Consider the following 20,220-nt stretch of genomic DNA (forward strand, 5'->3'; position numbering starts at 1 on the left):
TTTCCCAAACAGAAAAACTTGCTCCTGTAGAGAAAAACTTTCTTGATGAGAAATAAGATTTCCCTCTAATCAGATCATAACGGCGATTGGGCCGAAGACTCTGATGGAGGGATATATGTGTGGCATTGTAGGCCTGTTCCTTAAAAAGGACGAACTGCGCCCCAAGCTGGGCGACATGTTAACCGATATGCTGATCACCATGACCGACCGCGGCCCCGATAGTGCAGGGATCGCGATTTATGGTGATGAGACGGGCGGCATCAAAATTACCGTTCAGTCGGATACGCCGGAGACGGCATTTGCCGATCTCGACGCCGATCTCTGCGCGGTAATCGACGGGCCTGTGACGATCAAGTCGATCAGCACGCATGCGGTGCTCACTGTCCCCGCCGGATCGGAAAAAGCAGCGATTGCTTTTCTGGAAGACAAAGGGTTGCGCATCATGGGGTCGGGCGAGTCCATGGAAATTTATAAAGAAATCGGCCTGCCCAAAGATGTGGCGGCTCGGTTTAACCTGCGCGAGATGGGTGGCAGCCACGGTATCGGTCACACCCGCATGGCGACAGAATCCGCCGTCACAACCATGGGCGCGCACCCGTTTTCGACCGCAGATGACCAGTGTCTCGTGCACAACGGCTCGCTGTCCAACCACAACCAAATGCGCCGGGTTTTGGCGAAAAAAGGTGTGTTCACACGCTCGGAAAACGACACCGAAGTGGGTGCGGCCTATATCTCCTCACGCATTGCGGACGGCGCGACGCTTGGCGAGGCTTTGGAAGGCACGCTGAAGGATCTCGATGGGTTCTTCACCTTTGTCACTGGGACGAAAAACGGCTTTGGCGTTGTGCGCGACCCGATCGCCTGCAAACCCGCCGTGATGGCCGAAACAGACGACTACGTCGCTTTCGCCTCCGAATACCGCGCGTTTGCCGACCTGCCGGGTATTGATGCCGCCCGCGTTTGGGAGCCGGAACCCGCAACTGTATATTTCTGGGAGCGCTAATCCATGACCAACACGCTCGATATGACGCAGACAGAACTGCGCGACATCAACAGCACGCTCCAGGCCGCTGCGAAAGCACAGGCCAATGCGGAATATATCATCACCAATCCGCGCGGCAGCCACGCTATGGCCTGTGGTCTCGATGGTCCGCTTGACGTGACGATCCAAGGGTCTACCGGCTACTACTGTGCTGGCATGAACAAAGAGGCGACGGTCACTGTCAAAGGGTCCGCGGGTCCCGGTGTGGCCGAAAACATGATGTCTGGCACTGTCACCATCGAAGGCGACGCCTCGCAATATGCCGGCGCAACCGGACATGGCGGTCTCTTGAACATCAAAGGCAATGCGTCTTCGCGCTGCGGCATTTCGATGAAGGGCATCGACATTGTCGTGCATGGCAACATCGGCCACATGTCCGCGTTTATGGCGCAAAAGGGCAACCTTGTGGTGCTGGGCAACGCAGGTGACGCACTTGGCGACAGCCTATATGAAGCGCGGCTTTTTGTGCGCGGGACCGTGAAATCCCTCGGCGCCGATTGCATCGAAAAAGAGATGCGCCCGGAACACATCGAAATCCTCAAAGAGCTTCTTGAAAAAGCGGGTGCCGATGCAAAGCCCGAAGAGTTCAAGCGCTACGGTTCCGCCCGCAAACTCTACAATTTCAACATTGACCACGCAGACGAATACTGAGGAGCGCGACATGGAAAAAACACCACAAACCGAACCGCGCCAGTCGTGGACCTTTTCAAAGGATGTGAATGCTGAAATCCGTCGGGCGGCGGCCACCGGGATTTACGACATCCGGGGCGGTGGCGCGAAACGCCGTGTGCCGCATTTCGATGACCTGCTGTTCATGGGCGCGTCGATGTCGCGTTACCCGCTCGAAGGCTATCGCGAGAAATGTGATACCTCCGTCACCCTCGGTACGCGTTTTGCGAAAAAGCCGATTGAGCTGAAAATCCCGGTGACCATCGCGGGCATGTCCTTTGGTTCTCTGTCGGGTCCGGCAAAAGAGGCGTTGGGCCGCGGCGCAACCCTTGCGGGCACCTCGACCACCACGGGCGACGGCGGCATGACCGAAGAAGAGCGCGGTCATTCCGAGAAACTCGTTTATCAATATTTGCCGTCGCGCTACGGCATGAACCCGGATGATTTGCGCCGCGCCGATGCGATTGAAATCGTGGTGGGTCAGGGCGCAAAGCCCGGCGGCGGAGGAATGCTTTTGGGTCAAAAGATCACCGAACGGGTCGCGGGTATGCGAGATCTTCCGGTCGGTATCGACCAACGCTCCGCCTGTCGCCACCCGGATTGGACCGGTCCGGATGATCTTGAGATTAAAATCCTTGAAATCCGCGAAATCACCAATTGGGAAAAGCCGATTTACATCAAAATTGGTGGCGCGCGCCCCTACTACGACACCGCTTTGGCGGTCAAATCCGGCGCGGATGTGGTGGTTTTGGACGGGATGCAAGGCGGGACCGCCGCCACTCAAGACGTGTTCATAGAACATGTCGGTCAACCCACTTTGGCCTGCATTCGCCCCGCCGTTCAGGCGCTGCAAGACCTGGGGATGCATCGCAAAGTTCAGCTTGTTGTCTCCGGCGGCATTCGCACCGGGGCCGATGTGGCCAAGGCGTTGGCGCTAGGCGCGGATGCGGTGTCCATCGGAACAGCGGCTCTTATTGCTTTGGGGGACAATGACCCGAAATGGGAATCTGAGTACCAAAAACTCGGCACGACCACAGGTGCTTACGATGATTGGCATGAAGGTCGCGATCCGGCTGGTATCACCACCCAAGACCCTGAGTTGATGAAGCGCCTCGACCCGGTCGCAGCCGGTCGTCGTTTGCAAAACTACCTCAATGTCTTGACCTTGGAATGCCAAACACTGGCCCGCGCCTGTGGTCACAACCATGTCCATAACCTTGAGCCAGAGGACCTTTGCGCTCTGACCATGGAAGCTGCCGCAATGGCCCAAGTGCCGCTTGCGGGGACCAATTGGTATCCGGGCAAACCGGGCTTTTGAGTCAGCGATAAAAGGGGAGGGGCCACGTGCCCCTCATCCTGCCAACAGGGACTAGAAAAAAGGACAAGACGATGAGCGTTCTTGCAGATTTCGCCGCAAAGACCGGCGTAAAATATTTCATGATCTCCTATACCGACCTCTTCGGCGGACAGCGGGCCAAGCTCGTGCCCGCGCAGGCGATTGCCGATATGGAAGAAGACGGCGCAGGCTTTGCGGGTTTCGCAACCTGGCTTGATTTGACACCGGCGCACCCCGACATGTTGGCTGTGCCGGACGCCTCCGCCGTGATCCAATTGCCGTGGAAGCCCGATGTCGCGTGGGTGCCCGCCGATTGCATCATGGAAGGCGTGCCCGTTGAACAAGCGCCGCGCAACGTGTTGAAAAAACTCGTGGCCGAAGCGGCTGAAGCGGGCCTGCGGGTTAAAACCGGGATCGAAGCGGAGTTCTTCCTTTTGACGCCTGAGGGCGATCAAATTTCCGACCCTTTCGATACGGCGGCAAAGCCATGTTACGACCAGCAGGCGGTGATGCGCCGCTATGATGTGATTGCGGAAATCTGTGATTACATGTTGGAAATGGGCTGGGGCCCGTATCAAAACGACCACGAAGACGCCAATGGTCAGTTCGAAATGAACTGGGATTTTGACGACGCGCTCGTGACCGCCGACCGCCACAGCTTTTTCAAATTCATGGTAAAGTCCGTGGCCGAAAAGCACGGCTTGCGCGCAACCTTTATGCCGAAACCGATCGAAGGTCTGACCGGAAACGGCTGCCACGCACATATTTCGGTTTGGGATTTGGAGGGAAAAACCAACGCCTTCGCCTCGAAAGATGGCAAGGGGCAAGTGGGCGAAGTTGGCCTCTCTGAGCAGGGCGGTTACTTCCTTGGCGGCATCATGAAACATGCTGAATCCTTGGCTGCGATCACCAACCCGACGGTGAACTCCTACAAACGTATCAGCGCCCCGCGAACCATTTCTGGCGCAACATGGGCCCCGAACTCGGTCACATGGACCGGCAACAACCGCACCCATATGGTGCGCGTACCGGGTCCGGGCCGTTTTGAATTGCGCCTGCCGGATGGCGCAGTGAACCCCTATCTGCTGCAAGCCGTGATCATTGCGGCGGGCCTGTCTGGCATCAACTCCAAAGCCGATCCCGGTCAGCGTTACGACATCGATATGTACGCCGAAGGCCACCTTGTCAAAGACGCGCCGCGTCTGCCTTTGAACCTGCTCGACGCGATCCGCGCCTATGAAGAAGATGAAGGGTTGCAAGCCATGATGGGGACCAGTTTCTCGGCCTCCTATTCCAAGATGAAGATGCAGGAATGGAATTCCTTCGTCTCCCACTTCTCGCGTTGGGAGCGCGAGAACACGCTTGATATCTAAGCGTTTTCCTCTTCCCAGTTTCCTTGGCGGCCCCTTCGGGGGTCGCCTTTTTGTCAGCTCCTGCGCAGCGCCGAGGGCGGTTGACCAAACTGGCGGCGGAAGCTTTCGGAAAAATGCGCCTGACTGACAAATCCAGTCATCATCGCGATCTCATGAATACGCAGCTGGGACTGGCGCAGCAAATCCCGCGCCGTTTCCAGGCGAATGTCGCGATAGGTCTCCATGACCGAACTGCCGAGGCTTTCGGAGAATTGGCGCTGCAATTGTCGCGAAGAAAGTCCCGATAAGTCAGAAAGTTGAGAGATGTCGAGCGGATCGGCGATATGGGATTCCATCAATTCAATCGCGGCCAAGACCGGCGTGGGCAAGGCACCATATCGCGCCATGATGCTGGCCTGTTGCGGTGCTTCAGACCGGCGCACTTCGGTTTGAATAAACCAGTCGCTGATCCGTTGCGCAAAGCCGACCCCGTGATCACGCGAAATGATCGCGTGCATCATGTCCAGCGGCGCAGTTCCCCCGGCACAGGTGTAGCGGTCCCGGTCAATCACGAACAATCTGCGCTCAAGCAAAAGCTTTGGGAACAGCCTTTGAATATCCTCATAGTGATGCCAATGCAGCGTGAAACGACGATTGTCCAAAAGTCCGGCCTTGGCCAAAATTGCCGCCCCGCCAGAAATACCCCCAAGTGCTGAGCCTGCGCGCGAAACACGCCGCAACCATGTCTCTAATTCAGGATCGTTGACGGATAAAGGGTCACCGCCTGCAACCACAAACACGAGATCGAAATCGGTGCCCGCCGCGTGTAGTGGCGTTGCCGTAAACATGCTTCCGGCGGAGGAGTGCACCGCCGTATTTCGGGGTGACAAAACCTGAATATTGTAGAGCGGTTCGGAGCCAAAAAGATTGGCCGCGCGCAACGGTTCAAGGGCCGCTGCCGTGGACATAAGAGCATGGCCTTCGAGCAAGACGAATCCGATTTTCCTCATGCGCTCACTGCCCAGTGTTTTGTCCTTAGTAAGAAAATAAATGTCTTTTAACGAAAAGAATAGGGGAAATTTACGAGGTACAACAATCTTACCCGAATGGAGCGATACGCATGAAATTCTCCGGATTTAAGGTCATCAAAGAGGCTCTGACAGGTCACAAAGGCTGGACGCCCTTATGGCGCGATCCCGAGCCGCAATCAGCCTATGACATTATCATTGTCGGCGGTGGTGGGCATGGGCTTGCCACAGCCTTTTATCTTGCCAAAACCTTTGGACAGGCGCGGATTGCGGTGCTTGAAAAGGGGTGGCTCGGGTCGGGCAATATTGGCCGGAACACCACCATCATTCGCTCCAATTACCTCTTGCCGGGCAATGAACCATTCTACGAATTCTCAATGAAACTCTGGGAAAAACTGGAACAAGAAACCAATTTCAATTCCATGGTCAGTCAGCGCGGGATCATCAACTTGATCCACACCGACGCACAACGTGACGCCTATCGCCGGCGCGGCAATGCGATGCGGTTTGCGGGCGCGGATTCGGTGCTTTTGTCGCGAGAAGAACTGCGTGAGAAAGTACCGTTTTTGAACTACGACAACGCGCGCTTTCCGATCAAAGGCGGCTTGATGCAGCCTCGCGCAGGCACAGCGCGCCACGACGGTGTTGCTTGGGGTTATGCCCGTGGCGCCGACATGCGCGGCGTCGATATCATCCAGAATTGCGAAGTCACCGGGTTTAAAATCGAAGCCGGCAAAGTTTTGGGCGTTGAGACCTCGCGTGGGTTTATCGGCGCGAAAAAGGTCGGTGTGGCTGTGGCAGGTTCGTCCAGCCGCGTCATGTCGATGGCTGGAATGCGCCTGCCGATTGAAAGCCATGTGCTTCAGGCGTTTGTGTCCGAAGGCCTCAAACCGACCATTCCCGGCGTGATTACATTCGGTGCCGGGCATTTTTACATCAGTCAATCTGACAAGGGCGGGCTTGTGTTTGGGGGCGACATCGACGGCTATAACTCCTACGCCCAACGCGGCAATCTTCCGGTGATCGAAGATGTGCTCGAAGGTGGCATGGCGCTTATGCCGATGATCGGCCGCGCCCGCCTTTTGCGCGGCTGGGGCGGTGTGATGGACATGTCGATGGATGGCTCTCCGATTATTGATCGCACCGGGATCGAAGGCCTCTATTTCAACGGCGGCTGGTGTTACGGCGGGTTCAAAGCGACGCCTGCCTCGGGTTATGCCTTCGCACATTTGCTCGCCACCGATCGCCCACATGACACAGCCAGAGCCTACCGTCTTGATCGTTTTGCCAAGGGCTACGTCATTGACGAGCGTGGCGCTGGCGCTCAGCCCAATTTACATTGAGGTCCACAGATGTTGATCCCTCACCCCCTTCTCGGTCTGCGCGATGCTCAGGAGTTCACCTATCTGGGTGACGCAAATCTGATGAACCGACCAGACCCAAACGCCCCTAATGCCGAGGCGATGTTTTGCGACTATGTGTTCTTGCGCGACAACCCGGCGGGGGTTCACCGCGAACTTTGGTATCACGAACAAGGTGACCGCAGTTGGCTTGTCGTCACGCGCAACACGGTGACCCACGAAATTCTCGGCGCAGAGCTCGCCTCTGACGTGGCCTTGGCACACAGAGAGGGATCGAAATGACGCGTTTGTCCGGCGGTCTGATTGACCGGAACACCTCCTTTTCTTTTACCTTCGATAGCAAAACCTACACGGGTCACGAAGGCGACACTTTGGCCTCCGCATTGTTGGCCAATGGGGTGCGCCTTATGGGTCGCAGCTTTAAATACCATCGTCCGCGTGGCGTTGTGGCGGCGGGATCTGAGGAACCCAACGCCATGGTCGAGCTGCGCAGCGGCGCCCGCACAGAACCAAACACGCGCGCCACGGTGGCCGAATTGTATGATGGTCTGGTTGCGAAATCGCAAAACCGTATCGGCTCTTTGGCCTTTGATGCGCTTGGCGTGAACGACTATTTTGCGCCGTTTTTTGCCGCCGGATTTTACTACAAAACTTTCATGTGGCCGCGCGCCTTTTGGGAAAAGCTCTATGAACCGATGATCCGTCGCGCGGCGGGCCTAGGCCGTCTCTCGATGCAAGCCGATCCGGACAGCTACGACAAAGGGTTTTTACATTGCGATGTCTTGGTTATTGGCGCCGGTGCGGCGGGTCTTGCGGCGGCTTTGGCGTCGGCGCGGGCTGGCGCACAGGTCATTCTGTGTGACGAGGATTTCCGCCTTGGTGGCCGTCTTATGACCGAAAGCCATAGGCTTGATGGTGCGCCAGCAACGGATTGGATTTCGAGCCTTGAGGCCGAATTCGAGACGTTTCCGAACCTACGCATCATGCGTCGCACGACGGTGTTTGGGGTCTATGATCACGGGATTTATGGTGCGGTTGAGCGCGTCTCCGACCATGCCGCCGAACCCGGCGATAAGGTGCGTCAGACCCTTTGGCGCATCACCGCGAAACGTGCGATTTTGGCGGCGGGCGCAACCGAACGACACATCCCCTTTGCCGACAACGACCGTCCGGGCGTGATGTTGGGTGCTGCGATGCGGGCCTATGCCAACCGTTGGGCCGTTGCCCCGACCAAATCGGCCAAAGACCCCATCGCGATCTTTACCAATAACGATGACGGTCACCGCACAGCGCTTGATCTGATGTCGAAAAACGTCCCGATTTTGGGTGTGATCGACAGCCGCGAAAATGCGCCGCGCTTTGGCGATTACGACCTCTTCGCGGGGTCAATGGTGACCGGCACCAAAGGCCGTCTTGGCCTCAAAGAAATCGAAATCACCAACGGCGGTACCGCCTCTTGGCATCGCTGTGCTGCACTTGGTGTGTCGGGCGGATGGAACCCGAATGTGCATCTTGCCTCGCACCATCGTGGGCGTCCGGTTTGGGATGATACGCTTTTGAGCTTTGTGCCGGGAGCCGATGGTCCGGCAGGGTTGATTCCGGCTGGCGCATGCGCCGGACTGGGCAGCACCGCAAAGGCACTGGCCGATGGCGCAAAAGCGGCGCGCACCGCCTTGAGTGAATTGGGCATGAAAGCCCCCGACATCGCGCTGCCCGACGCCGAGGACATGCCCGTGTCGCAGGCAGATTTTTGGCATGTGCCCGGCAAAAAACGCGCTTGGGTCGATTTCCAAAATGACGTGACTGTCAAGGACATCGTCTTGGCACACAAAGAAAATATGAAGCCGGTTGAGCATCTGAAACGCTGGACCACCCTTGGCATGGCGACGGATCAAGGCAAAACGTCCAACGTCTCTGCGCTGGCCGTCATGGCGGAACTCACCGGGAAATCCATCCCTCAAACCGGCACAACCATCTTTCGTTCGCCGTACACTGGCGTGTCTCTTTCGGTCTTGGGGGGCGGTGATACGGGTGTTAATTTCCGCCCGCGCCGCCTGACCCCGACCCACACATGGGCCAAATCGCAAGGCGCTGAATTTGTCGAAGTCGGCCAATGGATGCGGGCGCAGTATTTCCCGCAAGCGGGTGAGACGGATTGGCGTGAAAGCGTTGATCGCGAAGCCAAAGCCGTGCGCAAGGACGTGGGTCTGTGTGATGTGACCACGCTGGGCAAAGTGGACGTGCAGGGCGCGGATGCGGGCGAATTCCTCAACCGGATGTATTCGAACATGATGGGCACTGTCGCTGTTGGCAAAGTGCGTTATGGTCTGATGCTGCGCGAAGACGGGTTTGCCTATGACGACGGCACCTGTGCGCGACTGGGTGAGGACCATTATGTGGTGACCACCACGACTGCGAACGCCGGGCTGGTGTATCGCAATATGGAATTCGCGCGGCAATGCCTCTGGCCAGAACTTGATGTTCAATTGATTTCCACAACTGACGCTTGGGCGCAGATCGCCATTGCGGGTCCGAAATCTCGGCTACTCTTGGAGCGTGTTGTTGACGAGTTTGATCTCTCAAATGACGCCTTCCCCTTTATGGGCTGTGCGAAACTCACGGTCTGCAAAGGTCTGCGGGCGCGGCTGTTCCGGATTTCGTTCTCTGGCGAGTTGGCCTATGAAATTGCGGTCCCGGCCCGCTATGGCAATGCCTTGATGGCGCGGCTGATGGAGCTTGGCTCCGATCTGGGTGTCACGCCTTATGGCACCGAAGCCTTGGGCGTGTTGCGGATCGAAAAAGGTCATGCGGCTGGGGCGGAACTCAACGGTCAAACCACAGCCAAGATGCTGGGTTTGGGTCGCATGGTCTCAGTGAAAAAGGACTCGATTGGCGCGGTGATGTCGCGTCGTGAGGGCCTTGCAAGTGATGCGCGCCGCCTTGTTGGGCTGCTACCTGTTGGCTCAACAGAACGCTTGATGGCCGGGTCGCACCTCTTCGCCCAAGGGGCGGCACAGACCATTGAAACGGATCAGGGTTGGGTCACCTCAGCCTGCTATTCACCCCATGTCGGTGGTTATATCGGCCTTGGCTATCTTGAGAATGGGGACACGCGGATGAATGAGGAAATTATCGCCGCCAACCCGGTTGAGGGCAGTGAAATGCGCCTGCGCGTTGTGCCCGCCCATTTCGTTGATCCAGAAGGGGAGCGGCTCCGTGACTGATCTTACACCCATCACCGCCTTGGGCGGAACCATAGCCCGCGTTGAAACTTATGGCGCGCTGAGCTTGACCGAAAACCCGGCTATGGCGCTTGCGTCACTTGCTTTGCGTAAGGGGCAATCGGTCCCATCTCCCTTTGGGATGACATTGCCTGAACCCGGGAAATGGACCAAATCAGGCGCGATTGGGGTCTATTGGATGGCAAAAGATCAATGGATGGTCGAGGCCGAAGGCCGCGCCGAGGAAGATTTTGCGCGGGTTTTGAAGGTCGAAGTGCCCGAGGCCTCTGTGACCGAACAGACCGACGGTTGGGCTGCGATTGAAATCACCTCATCAAAAGGGGCTGCCCCGATCAAAGCGCTGCTTGAGAAGCTCGTGAACCTTGATGCGGCGGCTTTCACCCACGGGGCGGCTCTACGCACCGGGCTTGAACATATGAGCGTTTTCCTAATCCGTCGGGCCGAAGATCGGCTGGCGGTTTGGGGGATGCGCTCATCGACTGAAACGCTGTGGCACGCCCTCGTGGTGGCTGCGCGCCGATTGGAGGACATTTGATGTCTGCACAACTCATCGACGGCAAAGCCTTTGCCGCCACCGTGCGTGAAAAAGTTGCGACACAGGTGGAAAAACTCAAAGAGGTTCATGGCATCACGCCGGGATTGGCTGTGGTCTTGGTCGGCGAAGATCCGGCCTCCGAAGTTTATGTGCGCAACAAGGGCAAACAGACCCTTGAATGCGGCATGAATTCTTATGAACACAAGCTTTCGTCAGACACGTCTGAGGCGGATTTGCTGACCCTGATCGAGACTTTGAACGCTGATCCTGCGGTGCATGGCATTTTGGTACAACTGCCGTTGCCGGACCATCTCGACAGCGATCTGGTGATCAATGCGATTGACCCGGCGAAGGATGTGGACGGGTTTCATATTTCCAATGTCGGACTTTTGGCCACCGGGCAAAAAGCGATGGTGCCTTGCACGCCGCTGGGCTGTTTGATGATGCTGCGTGACCATTACGGTAGCCTGTCTGGCCTGAACGCTGTCGTGGTTGGACGGTCCAACATCGTGGGTAAACCGATGGCGCAACTTTTGCTGCGCGATAGTTGCACCGTGACCATCGCGCACAGCCGCACGAAAGACATTGCCGAGGTGTGTCGCGGCGCGGACATCCTTGTTGCCGCTGTGGGGCGTCCCGAAATGATCCCCGGAAACTGGGTTAAACCGGGCGCGACCGTGATTGATGTGGGCATCAACCGGATTGAGCGCGATGGCAAACGCAAACTTGTAGGTGACGTGGATTTTGCCAGTGCTGTTGAGGTCGCTGGAGTCATCACGCCGGTGCCCGGTGGTGTTGGTCCGATGACCATTGCCTGCCTTCTTGCCAATACACTGACTGCATGTTGTCGCGCGCATGATCTGCCCGAACCCAGCGATCTGACGGCTTGATTTAGAAAAATAAGAGACGAACCGAAAACCCGCAGGGGCGAGGTTCGCGATCCAACAGGAGACCCTGATGACCAAATATTGCCTCACCGTAACCTGCCCCACGTCACGCGGCATTGTCGCGGCCATTTCCACGTTTCTGTCCGATATGGGGTGTAACATCACTGACAGTTCGCAGTTTGACGACGTGGAAACCGGAAAGTTTTTCATGCGCGTCAGCTTCGTCTCCGAGGACGGGTTTGATGATGTGGCGCTTGCAAAGGATTTTCACGACATCGCCAAATCTTTTGGCATGACCTACGCTTTCCACGATGAGAGCGAAAAGATGAAAGTCGTGATCATGGTGTCGCGGTTTGGTCATTGCCTCAACGATCTGCTTTATCGCTGGCGCATTGGTGCCTTGCCGATTGAGATCGTTGCGGTCATTTCAAATCATATGGAATATCAAAAGGTTGTCGTCAATCACGACATCCCGTTCCATTGCATTCCGGTGACCAAAGAAAACAAACCCGTGGCGGAAGCGGCGATTATGCAAGTGGTGGAAGACACTGGCGCCGAACTGATCGTTTTGGCGCGCTACATGCAGATTCTTTCTGATGCGATGTGCCAGAAAATGTCAGGTCGGATCATCAACATCCACCATTCGTTCCTGCCATCGTTTAAGGGTGCGAACCCGTATAAACAGGCGTTTGAGCGGGGGGTGAAACTGATCGGAGCGACGGCGCATTATGTCACCGCCGATCTGGACGAAGGTCCGATCATCGAACAGGACATCGTTCGTATCACTCACGCCCAATCGGCGGCGGATTATGTGTCGCTTGGCCGTGATGTGGAGAGCCAGGCGCTTGCCCGTGCGATTCATGCCCACGCCAATCATCGCGTGTTTCAAAATGGCAATAAAACCGTGGTTTTCCCGGCAAGCCCCGGCTCCTATTCTTCCGAACGGATGGGCTAACAACCTCATCACCCCATGGTCTCTTGGGGCATCATGCGAGCCCTAAGAGATCAAAACATGCCCCGCCTCTCTCCCCTGAGCGTGGGGCATGCGTTCTTGGTCTGGATTTCGCCTCAGTGAAGGCGTTATCTTGTACCGCGTCTCAATCGACGCGGCCAAAGGACCAAAACGTGACAAACTCTCCCAAAGCATCGACCTTGACCGGACTGGCGCATTCTTTGCCCGGTGCCACCGTGCGTTATGTGATTGACACGTTGAGCACACGCATTGCGGCACAGGAATTTGCGCTCGATGAACGCTTGCCCTCCGAGCGGCAATTGTCGCAGGATTTGGGCGTGGCACGCAACACCGTGCGGGAGGCGTTAGACCACCTTGAATTGCGTGGAATGATTCGCCGACGGGCGGGGTCCGGGTCGTTTGTGACCTTCAATCCGGGCGGATCGAGCCAAGCGCTCTCAACTGTTGCCGCAGAGACAGGCCCTTTACATCTTCAGGCGGTGCGCGGGATTTTTGAACCTGAAATGGTGCGCCTCGCGATCATCTCCATGTCCCCGAAACAGATCGACGCCCTGTCCGAAGTTTTGTCACAAATGGAAGCGGTTCAAGCGGATGCGCTGGCCTTTGTTCGCCTTGAAGAAGAGTTTCACCGGATGATTGCCGTAGGTACGGGCAATCCGCTGTTGGTAGCCTGCTACAATCTGGTGATTGATGCGCGTCGTCAGGCTTTTCGCGCCGCGATGTACCGTCGTCATCTGACGCCCGCGCGCATTGCCACTTACCAGCGTGGCTACAACGGGTTGTTCAATGCCATCGCGGCGCGCGACATCGAAGAGGCCACAGAATTCATGAAACTCTCTTTGATCGAAGACCAAAAACTTTTGCTGCAAGACGAATAATTGGTTCCCTGAGTGGCCTGAATGAAGTGGCCTGAATGCGTGCCGCAGAAGGGTCTTTTTGATCCGCCTATTGCCATTAAGACCGTGCCGCTCGTGGCCTCTTTGGGCGAATTCCTTGCGCATTTTCGGATCGAAAGTGCGCCAACATGGGATTCGCACGTTTCCCTTTATTTGTTGGCTCTCCTTGTTCACAGCTCCCATGTTTTTGTGGGCTGCGTAATAATTGCCCATTTGAGGGCTGTGGGTGTCCGATTTGTCCTAAAATTTGGGTTTCATGAAATTCCCATGGGGAAAAAATGTTGACCTATAGTGATTGTTTGACGTGAACTTTGTCCATCCGAGATACCAATTTCGGAATTGGTTCAGGCCAAAACAGGGCTGACCCTTCAATAACGACCTCCACAGGACAGGGAGATCTCAAGTGGAACAGGACCTTGCATCTTTGGCCGCCGCAGTGGCGGAACTCAAAGGCAGCGTAGCCGCAACGAACGGCACGTTTTCCGAGACTTTTTACTTTTTGACGATCCCGCTCATGGTGCTCATCCATGCCGGGTTCCTCGCATATGAAATGGGCGCATCGCGTTCGAAAAACGCATTGGCATCCGGGATCAAAAACATCCTCGCCTTCGCGCTGATCGTGCCTTTTTTCTATTTTATCGGCTGGTGGATCTATTGGGCGTTCCCGACAGGTCTTTCGCTGTCTGAAGGTGCGATGGGCATCTCTGGGCTGGCCTACGCCAATGACGTGGCTCTGCCATGGAGCCAATACATGGGGCCAAACCTTGATGACCGCTCTTCTGGCGTGTTCTGGGGGGCGTTCGTGCTGTTTGCGGCGACCACCGCGTCCATCCTTTCGGGCGGCGTGATTGAGCGGATCAAACTCACTGGCTTTGTGGTTTTGGCGATTGTTTTGGGATCCTTTGTTTGGATTCTTGCCGCCGCTTGGGGTTGGCACGCAGATGGTTGGCTCGTCACCAAATTCGGCTACCATGACTTTGGCGCCGCAGGTGTCGTTCACATGATCGCGGGGTTTTTCTCCCTCGGTGTGATCATCAATCTCGGCCCGCGGATTGGCAAATTCAACGCCGATGGCTCTGCTAACAACATCCCCGGTCACTCGATGCCAATGACCTTGATCGGTCTGATGCTGATCATCGCGGGCTTTTGGGGCTTCCTCATGGGCTGTGTCATCGTTCCGGGCGAAGCCTGGTCTTGGGGTACCGAAATCGAAGCCACGATCTATGGCACTCCAATGACAATCTCCGGCATGACCTTCAACACGTTGATGGGCTTCTCTGGCGGTATTGTTGGTGCCTGGATGATCACACGCGATCCGTTCTGGATGATGTCCGGCGCGCTTGGTGGGATCATTTCCTGTGCGGCGGGTCTCGACCTTTGGTATCCGCCCATGGCCTTTGCCATCGGTTTCATCGGCGCAGTTGCGATGCCGTTTGTCGCTTCCTTCATCGAGAAACGCGGCATCGACGACGCTGTGGGCGCCTTTGCAGTGCATGGCTTCTTAGGCATGTGGGGTTTGCTTGCAGTTGGTATTGCGGCTCAGGGCTATCCGGCTTTGTTCGGTGAAGATGTCATCGAGACCTCATTTATGGGTCAGCTCGTTGGTGTCGTTGTCATGGGTGCTTTGGGCTTTGTCCCGGGCTACGTGATCTCTTGGCTTTTGAAAGTGACCGGCCAACTCCGCGTCCCGAAAGAGGCAGAACTCCTTGGTCTCGACGCCGTCAAAGTTCCGGCTTCCGCCTATCCCGAAGCCATTCATCCCTCTGTCAGCCCTGCTGAATAACGCAGGGATCAGGAAAGGAAATATCAATGGAAGCTCCTTTTGAAGCCACAAGCTGGGACGGGATCACCGGCGCCATCTATGCCGGATACGGCAGCGTTGAAGGTCTTTGGCTTGCACTCGTTCTTGCCATGGTGGTGGTCGCCGTCGTGCTTGGCTGGCGTCACGAAAAACACGCCTACAATGCGGTCAAGTCCAAGGACTGATCTTGTCGACATCGGCACAATCCGGGCGGCGGTTCTCTGTCGCCCGGTTTCAAAATCAAAAAGACAAAGCAATCTAAAGGACACGTTTCATGACCGCATCATGGAGATTTTCGGCGCTGGCAGACCGGCATCGTGCGCTGGGCTCAAACCTCGAAGACTGGAGCGGAATGGGCACCGCTTGGACCTATGACAAGGACCAGACGGAAGAATACCTCGCCATTCGGACCAAGGCCGGCGTCATGGATGTTTCGGGCCTGAAAAAGGTCCACCTCATGGGGCCGCACGCGCAATATGTGATCGACAAAGCGACCACCCGTGACATTGAAAAACTCAAACCGGGTCGTTCGACCTATGCGACTATGCTCAACGATGTGGGCAAATTTGTCGACGATTGCGTGATTTACCGTATGGGCCCGCACAGCTTTATGGTGGTGCATGGCTCCGGTGCAGGGCATGAGCAACTGTCAAAATATGCCGCAGGCCGCAATGTCATGATGATGTTTGACGATGATCTGCACGACATTTCTCTTCAGGGGCCGATGGCCGTCGATTATCTTGAAAAACACGTTCCGGGCATCCGCGATGTTGTTTATTTCAGCCACATCCAAACCACGTTGTTTGGCAAACCTGTGATGATTTCGCGCACGGGCTATACCGGCGAGCGCGGCTATGAAATCTTTTGCCGCCGTCAGGATGCTGTGGAAATTTGGGACACGATCGTCTCTGAGGGTGCCGAGATGGGCATCATCCCCTCGCGCTTCACCACGCTCGATCTGTTGCGGGCCGAAAGCTATCTGTTGTTCTTCCCCTATGACAACTCGGAAATGTACCCGTTTGAGGACGAGGCCGCAGGCGACACTTTATGGGAGCTTGGTCTTGAGTTCACCGTCTCTAAAGGCAAAACCGGGTTCCGCGGAGCCGAGGAACATTATCGTTTGCAAGGCAAAGAGCGGTTCAAAATCTACGGGGTGAAACTTGAGGGCACCACGCCAGCCGCCGAAGGTGCGCCGCTTTTGCAAGATGGCAAGCCCGTCGGCGTTGTCACCATCGGCATGTATTCTCCGCTCAACGAACACAACGTCGGTATCGCACGGATGCCCGTTGAGTGCGCTGTCGATGGCACCAAGCTGACAGTTCAGAATCCGGACGGCGAAATCGCGGCCATCGCTCATTCGATGCCTTTCTATGACGTCGATAAAAAGCGGCGCACCGCCAAGGGGTAATCGCCTGTCACACACCCGGGGCAGGGCGCGGTAAAGCGCCCGCACCGATCCGACAACAGGACCAAAACAATGCCGAACACTTCTTTTTCACCCTCAATCGAAAGCCGCCCCACCTATGCGGGACTCGTGCCACAAGGCTCTGCTCCGTCGATCATGATCGCGGATGCCGAGGGCGCCGAAGCGATCATGGATCTCGCGGAACGGGACGCTGCTGTGCTCGATCAAGCGCATCTGATTTACATCCCAAAAGGGGCTAAATTCGGCTCTAAACTGGCCGAACTCGGTGCTAAGGGTTATCATGAAGAGGCGTCTTTGGACGCGGCGATGGCCCTGATCAACCGGCTCTTAGGGTCCGCCCATATGGGGACTCAGCTTTACCTCGCGGGATCAGAGGGGATGATGGGGCGCGTTTCGGCGCTGGCTTTGTCGCTTGGTCTGCCGCTGGACGCGATCCAGATGGAACATCGCGGCTCCATTGGGCGACCAATGCAATGCGTCCATTGCAAAGGTGTGACCCAAGACGTCACCACCGATCCGTTTACCTGCTCTCATTGCGGGCTGACCCTGTTTGTGCGGGACCATTTTTCCCGCCGGCTTGGTGTGTTTCAGGCCGTTTGCGTCGACGCGGAAACCCCCGGCGTTGTTCCTGAAATACAGGAGATCACAGCATGAGCAAACAGATGATGCTTGAGGTCACCGAGGTCGAGCCTCTCACCCCGCTTGTGACCCGATTCCGCTTTGAACACCCTGAAAAAGCCCCCTTGCCGATCTTTTCCGGCGGCGCGCATGTGGTCGTCGAAATGCCCGATGGCGAAATGCTTAGGCGCAATGCCTATTCTCTGATTTCTGATCCCAACGATGCGTCCGGCTATGAGATCGCCGTGCGTCGCGAAGAGACAGGTCGTGGTGGCTCGCGCTACATGCACAGCGAGGTCACGCCGGGCACCAGGATGCGTATTTCCGTGCCGACCAACCTGTTTGCACTCGATCCTCGTGCCCGCAAACATGTGTTGATCGCGGGCGGTATCGGCATCACGCCGTTCCTGTCGCATTTGCGTCAACTCGATTTGCTGCAACAGCCCTTTGAGCTGCACTATGCCGCGCGGTCGCGTGACGAGGCCGCTGGGCTGAAACTTCTGCCAAAATCCGCGCGCATTCATGTGCAGATTTCGGACGAGGGCAATCGCATGGATTTGGGTGAAATCCTGACGGATCAACCGATTGGCACCCATGTTTATGTCTGTGGCCCCGAGGGGCTGATTTCTGCGGTGTTGGACGCTGCAGCGCGCCATGGGTGGCCCAAAGGCGCGCTGCATTCAGAAGCCTTTGCCTCGCCGCCGCCAGGTAAGCCTTTTACCGTTACCCTCGCGAAATCTGGCCGCACGATTGAGGTCAGCGCCAGCCAAAGCCTGCTCGAAGCCCTTGAGGCCGCCAAGGTCGAGATTGATTGGAGTTGCCGGGGTGGGGCCTGTGGCCGTTGTGAGACCAAGGTGGCCGCCTGTGATGGCCAGATTGAACATAATGACCATTGGCTGTCGCGCGATGAGCGCGCCGAACAGAAAAAAATTATGCCCTGCATGTCGCGCTTTACCGGCGCTGCGCTGGTCCTCGACCTGTAACGGAGAGAGAGTATGACCCTTCAATTCAATGACGAAACCTTCCGTGGTGATTACAGCTATTTCAACACGGAACACGCGATCAAACGTTTGCCCTTTCCGTTTGATCGCGATGAATACGTGTACTCGGTCAACATCGAGGCTCATCCGGGCGGCCCCAAAGGTTCGCCGTTTGAGTTCCGCTTTGATGTCGACGAGCACTATGTCTCTGAGATGAAAGACCGGGCGATCACCCTGGATGACGATCCTTTGCGCTGTCAGTCCTTGCCGCATATGGAGCTGGCCGGATGGGACCTTTTGGAGATCATCATGGTGTCCAAGGCCGAAGATTATACCGACCTCTTTACGCTGCACCGCGATGGCAACCGCTGGCATTGGATCAACCGTCCTTTGGGGATCGAACAACGGTTTACATTTCTTGACCCAACGACTTTGCCTTGCGGTCCGATGGAATATATCACCCGCCAGACCCAGGGCGACTTCGCGCTCTTGCACGAGCGCGATGGCAACCTGTGGATGGACGCCGGAATGGTCACGTCTCAGGCGGATTGGTCTCTTGATTTCGACATTGGCATGAATTTTTTCGAATGGCACGCGCCTGTGCCAAAAGCCAAGCAAATGGGCGTGTTTGATAAGGCGCTGAAATTCCTTTTGGCGATGCAACAGGGGCAAAGTTATCGTCGTCTGAATTGGACGATGACGGTCAATCCCCGCCTCGACACCAGCCCCGAGAATTACCACAAATGGGGCCCGGAAAAGCGCACCATCACGCCGGAGAATGTGGGTCGAAAGCAGCATCTTCGGATCGAATTGCAGAGCTTTTGGCGCTTGCCACGCTCTAATGCGATCGCCTTTCCGATCCGTTGTTACCTCGCCTGTCTCGAAGATATTTGTACGCAACCGAAATGGGGGCGGCGTCTGCACCGGGTTTTGCGCGATATTGATCCGACCTTGGCCGAGTACAAAGGTTTTGCAGTCAATCAGGATATGATCGTCAATTACCTCTCGCAATTTGATGATGGCGCACCAACCTCTCCGGGGATTTTCCCGGACGCGTGAAGATATGACCCTTTCTGCCAATGATGTAAGAGTCGCGCCGATGAGAGGTACGGCTCTTACGGTTCTGCTCTTCAAAATTCATACAATTTTAGGAGTTAAGCTGCTTTTCATTCCTCTTTGCTAGACCTGTTCTCGGGTGAAGAATGAGGTGGTGTGATGAGCGCTAAAGGCAATGCGCCAATTATCATCAAGAGAAAAAAGGTTATCGCCGGTGGCGGTCATCATGGCGGTGCCTGGAAGGTGGCCTATGCTGACTTCGTGACCGCGATGATGGCATTTTTTCTTTTGATGTGGCTGTTGAATGCGACAACGGAAAAGCAACGCAAAGGGCTTGCGGATTATTTCAATCCGACCATTCCCGTAAACCGGATTTCCGGCGGTGGGGACGGGGCTTTTGGTGGAGACTCGGTGTTTACCGAAGAAACCCTGTCGCAAAACGGGACGGGTGCTTCAAGCTCGCATACCGCAAGTAAAGATGGCTCCTCCAAATCGTCCACCTCAACCGAGGATGCAAATGCCGAAGCCATAGAGGCCAAAGCTTTTGCCGAAGTGCAGGAACTGCTCACGGCATTCAGTGGCGAAAGCATGGCCGCCGATGAGGCGATGCGCCATATCGTGACGCGCGTGACGGATGAGGGTTTGATCATTGAGCTGCATGATCTGGATGACGAACCACTGTTCAAAACGCGCTCGGCTGAGCCGGAGGAGATCATGACGCTTCTGGTCGACATGCTGACCGATGTGTTCAAGATTGTCCGCAATGACATCGCGGTCACAGGATATGTTCAATCGCAGCCACTGGTTGTCGCTGACAATCCGGTCTGGGATCTTTCGACCAAACGTGCAGATCAGGTGCGCCTGCTGCTTGAGGGTAATGGCACGCCGACCAATCGCATTCAGCGCGTGACGGGCTATGCGGACCGCAAACCTGCCGTGGGAAACCCCATGTCGGCGCGCAACAACCGTGTGGAGATCATCCTTTTGCGCAACAATGCGAAAAAGAAATAGATTGGAT

19 protein-coding genes are annotated in these 20,220 nt (G+C 56.2%); 18 read left to right on the forward strand and 1 reads right to left on the reverse strand.

What is annotated here, in order from left to right:
- The first annotated feature begins 115 nt into the window (after window positions 1-115).
- From B30_RS02540 to glnT, 4 genes are all read left to right on the forward strand, one after another.
- Window positions 116-1,003 carry a class II glutamine amidotransferase gene (locus B30_RS02540; RefSeq protein ID WP_009570433.1) on the forward strand — a complete coding sequence of 296 codons (888 nt, stop codon included), beginning with the start codon at window positions 116-118 and terminating at the stop codon, window positions 1,001-1,003.
- A gap of 3 nt (window positions 1,004-1,006) precedes the next feature.
- Window positions 1,007-1,693 (forward strand): GXGXG domain-containing protein, encoded by a 687-nt coding sequence (locus B30_RS02545; protein ID WP_009570434.1) that lies wholly within the window; start codon window positions 1,007-1,009, stop codon window positions 1,691-1,693.
- Between the two features lie 10 nt (window positions 1,694-1,703).
- On the forward strand, window positions 1,704-3,029 hold the full coding sequence (locus B30_RS02550; protein WP_009570435.1) for an FMN-binding glutamate synthase family protein: 1,326 nt from the start codon (window positions 1,704-1,706) through the stop codon (window positions 3,027-3,029).
- 71 nt (window positions 3,030-3,100) lie between these two features.
- Entirely contained in the window at window positions 3,101-4,420 is a 1,320-nt protein-coding gene (gene glnT / locus B30_RS02555) for a type III glutamate--ammonia ligase (RefSeq protein ID WP_009570436.1), read from the forward strand.
- Between the two features lie 53 nt (window positions 4,421-4,473).
- Here glnT and B30_RS02560 read toward each other — a convergent pair whose 3' ends face one another.
- On the reverse strand, window positions 4,474-5,409 hold the full coding sequence (locus B30_RS02560) for a GlxA family transcriptional regulator (protein WP_040401738.1): 936 nt from the start codon (window positions 5,407-5,409) through the stop codon (window positions 4,474-4,476).
- Window positions 5,410-5,519: 110 nt separating this feature from the next.
- Between B30_RS02560 and B30_RS02565 the strand changes: the two genes are divergently transcribed.
- The 14 genes from B30_RS02565 to B30_RS02630 all read left to right on the forward strand — a co-directional run bounded on the left by B30_RS02565 (window position 5,520) and on the right by B30_RS02630 (window position 20,213).
- Entirely contained in the window at window positions 5,520-6,770 is a 1,251-nt protein-coding gene (locus tag B30_RS02565; protein WP_009570438.1) for a sarcosine oxidase subunit beta family protein, read from the forward strand.
- Window positions 6,771-6,779: 9 nt separating this feature from the next.
- On the forward strand, window positions 6,780-7,070 hold the full coding sequence (locus tag B30_RS02570; protein ID WP_009570439.1) for a sarcosine oxidase subunit delta: 291 nt from the start codon (window positions 6,780-6,782) through the stop codon (window positions 7,068-7,070).
- Window positions 7,067-10,012, forward strand: coding sequence for a sarcosine oxidase subunit alpha family protein (locus B30_RS02575; RefSeq protein ID WP_009570440.1), 2,946 nt, complete (start codon window positions 7,067-7,069; stop codon window positions 10,010-10,012). Before B30_RS02570 ends, B30_RS02575 begins: the two co-directional genes overlap by 4 nt.
- The gene (locus tag B30_RS02580; protein ID WP_009570441.1) at window positions 10,005-10,565 is read left to right on the forward strand and encodes a sarcosine oxidase subunit gamma; all 561 of its coding nucleotides are present in this window, start codon (window positions 10,005-10,007) and stop codon (window positions 10,563-10,565) included. The genes B30_RS02575 and B30_RS02580 overlap by 8 nt, the downstream gene beginning before the upstream one ends.
- A complete protein-coding gene (gene folD, locus B30_RS02585; RefSeq protein WP_009570442.1) occupies window positions 10,565-11,455 on the forward strand; it encodes a bifunctional methylenetetrahydrofolate dehydrogenase/methenyltetrahydrofolate cyclohydrolase FolD in 891 nt (296 codons plus the stop codon). Before B30_RS02580 ends, folD begins: the two co-directional genes overlap by 1 nt.
- Window positions 11,456-11,522: 67 nt before the next feature.
- Window positions 11,523-12,407, forward strand: coding sequence for a formyltetrahydrofolate deformylase (gene purU, locus B30_RS02590; RefSeq protein WP_009570443.1), 885 nt, complete (start codon window positions 11,523-11,525; stop codon window positions 12,405-12,407).
- Between the two features lie 170 nt (window positions 12,408-12,577).
- On the forward strand, window positions 12,578-13,303 hold the full coding sequence (locus B30_RS02595; protein ID WP_009570444.1) for a FadR/GntR family transcriptional regulator: 726 nt from the start codon (window positions 12,578-12,580) through the stop codon (window positions 13,301-13,303).
- A 421-nt stretch (window positions 13,304-13,724) separates the two neighbouring features.
- Window positions 13,725-15,104 (forward strand): ammonium transporter, encoded by a 1,380-nt coding sequence (locus tag B30_RS02605; protein WP_009570446.1) that lies wholly within the window; start codon window positions 13,725-13,727, stop codon window positions 15,102-15,104.
- Between the two features lie 26 nt (window positions 15,105-15,130).
- On the forward strand, window positions 15,131-15,307 hold the full coding sequence (locus tag B30_RS22095; RefSeq protein ID WP_157789776.1) for a hypothetical protein: 177 nt from the start codon (window positions 15,131-15,133) through the stop codon (window positions 15,305-15,307).
- A gap of 89 nt (window positions 15,308-15,396) precedes the next feature.
- Complete coding sequence (locus tag B30_RS02610; protein WP_009570447.1) at window positions 15,397-16,530, forward strand: aminomethyltransferase family protein; 1,134 nt, start codon at window positions 15,397-15,399, stop codon at window positions 16,528-16,530.
- A 69-nt stretch (window positions 16,531-16,599) separates the two neighbouring features.
- Window positions 16,600-17,202 (forward strand): dimethylamine monooxygenase subunit DmmA family protein, encoded by a 603-nt coding sequence (locus B30_RS02615; protein ID WP_009570448.1) that lies wholly within the window; start codon window positions 16,600-16,602, stop codon window positions 17,200-17,202.
- Complete coding sequence (locus B30_RS02620; protein ID WP_009570449.1) at window positions 17,199-18,149, forward strand: PDR/VanB family oxidoreductase; 951 nt, start codon at window positions 17,199-17,201, stop codon at window positions 18,147-18,149. Before B30_RS02615 ends, B30_RS02620 begins: the two co-directional genes overlap by 4 nt.
- Before the next feature lie 12 nt (window positions 18,150-18,161).
- Window positions 18,162-19,205 carry a heme-dependent oxidative N-demethylase family protein gene (locus tag B30_RS02625; RefSeq protein ID WP_009570450.1) on the forward strand — a complete coding sequence of 348 codons (1,044 nt, stop codon included), beginning with the start codon at window positions 18,162-18,164 and terminating at the stop codon, window positions 19,203-19,205.
- A 156-nt stretch (window positions 19,206-19,361) separates the two neighbouring features.
- Window positions 19,362-20,213 (forward strand): flagellar motor protein MotB, encoded by an 852-nt coding sequence (locus tag B30_RS02630; RefSeq protein WP_009570451.1) that lies wholly within the window; start codon window positions 19,362-19,364, stop codon window positions 20,211-20,213.
- Window positions 20,214-20,220: the final 7 nt, after the last annotated feature.

Origin of the sequence: Celeribacter baekdonensis B30 (assembly GCF_000299875.1) — a bacterium.
Lineage (GTDB): Bacteria > Pseudomonadota > Alphaproteobacteria > Rhodobacterales > Rhodobacteraceae > Celeribacter > Celeribacter baekdonensis_A.

What these genes read in the sequence shown, in the direction of transcription:
- B30_RS02540 (WP_009570433.1), top strand. Translation starts at nt 116, where the DNA reads ATGTGTGGCATTGTAGGCCTGTTCCTTAAAAAGGACGAACTGCGCCCC.
- B30_RS02545 (WP_009570434.1), top strand. Translation starts at nt 1,007, where the DNA reads ATGACCAACACGCTCGATATGACGCAGACAGAACTGCGCGACATCAAC.
- B30_RS02550 (WP_009570435.1), top strand. Translation starts at nt 1,704, where the DNA reads ATGGAAAAAACACCACAAACCGAACCGCGCCAGTCGTGGACCTTTTCA.
- glnT (WP_009570436.1), top strand. Translation starts at nt 3,101, where the DNA reads ATGAGCGTTCTTGCAGATTTCGCCGCAAAGACCGGCGTAAAATATTTC.
- B30_RS02560 (WP_040401738.1), bottom strand. Translation starts at nt 5,409, where the DNA reads ATGAGGAAAATCGGATTCGTCTTGCTCGAAGGCCATGCTCTTATGTCC.
- B30_RS02565 (WP_009570438.1), top strand. Translation starts at nt 5,520, where the DNA reads ATGAAATTCTCCGGATTTAAGGTCATCAAAGAGGCTCTGACAGGTCAC.
- B30_RS02570 (WP_009570439.1), top strand. Translation starts at nt 6,780, where the DNA reads ATGTTGATCCCTCACCCCCTTCTCGGTCTGCGCGATGCTCAGGAGTTC.
- B30_RS02575 (WP_009570440.1), top strand. Translation starts at nt 7,067, where the DNA reads ATGACGCGTTTGTCCGGCGGTCTGATTGACCGGAACACCTCCTTTTCT.
- folD (WP_009570442.1), top strand. Translation starts at nt 10,565, where the DNA reads ATGTCTGCACAACTCATCGACGGCAAAGCCTTTGCCGCCACCGTGCGT.
- purU (WP_009570443.1), top strand. Translation starts at nt 11,523, where the DNA reads ATGACCAAATATTGCCTCACCGTAACCTGCCCCACGTCACGCGGCATT.
- B30_RS22095 (WP_157789776.1), top strand. Translation starts at nt 15,131, where the DNA reads ATGGAAGCTCCTTTTGAAGCCACAAGCTGGGACGGGATCACCGGCGCC.
- B30_RS02610 (WP_009570447.1), top strand. Translation starts at nt 15,397, where the DNA reads ATGACCGCATCATGGAGATTTTCGGCGCTGGCAGACCGGCATCGTGCG.
- B30_RS02615 (WP_009570448.1), top strand. Translation starts at nt 16,600, where the DNA reads ATGCCGAACACTTCTTTTTCACCCTCAATCGAAAGCCGCCCCACCTAT.
- B30_RS02620 (WP_009570449.1), top strand. Translation starts at nt 17,199, where the DNA reads ATGAGCAAACAGATGATGCTTGAGGTCACCGAGGTCGAGCCTCTCACC.
- B30_RS02625 (WP_009570450.1), top strand. Translation starts at nt 18,162, where the DNA reads ATGACCCTTCAATTCAATGACGAAACCTTCCGTGGTGATTACAGCTAT.
- B30_RS02630 (WP_009570451.1), top strand. Translation starts at nt 19,362, where the DNA reads ATGAGCGCTAAAGGCAATGCGCCAATTATCATCAAGAGAAAAAAGGTT.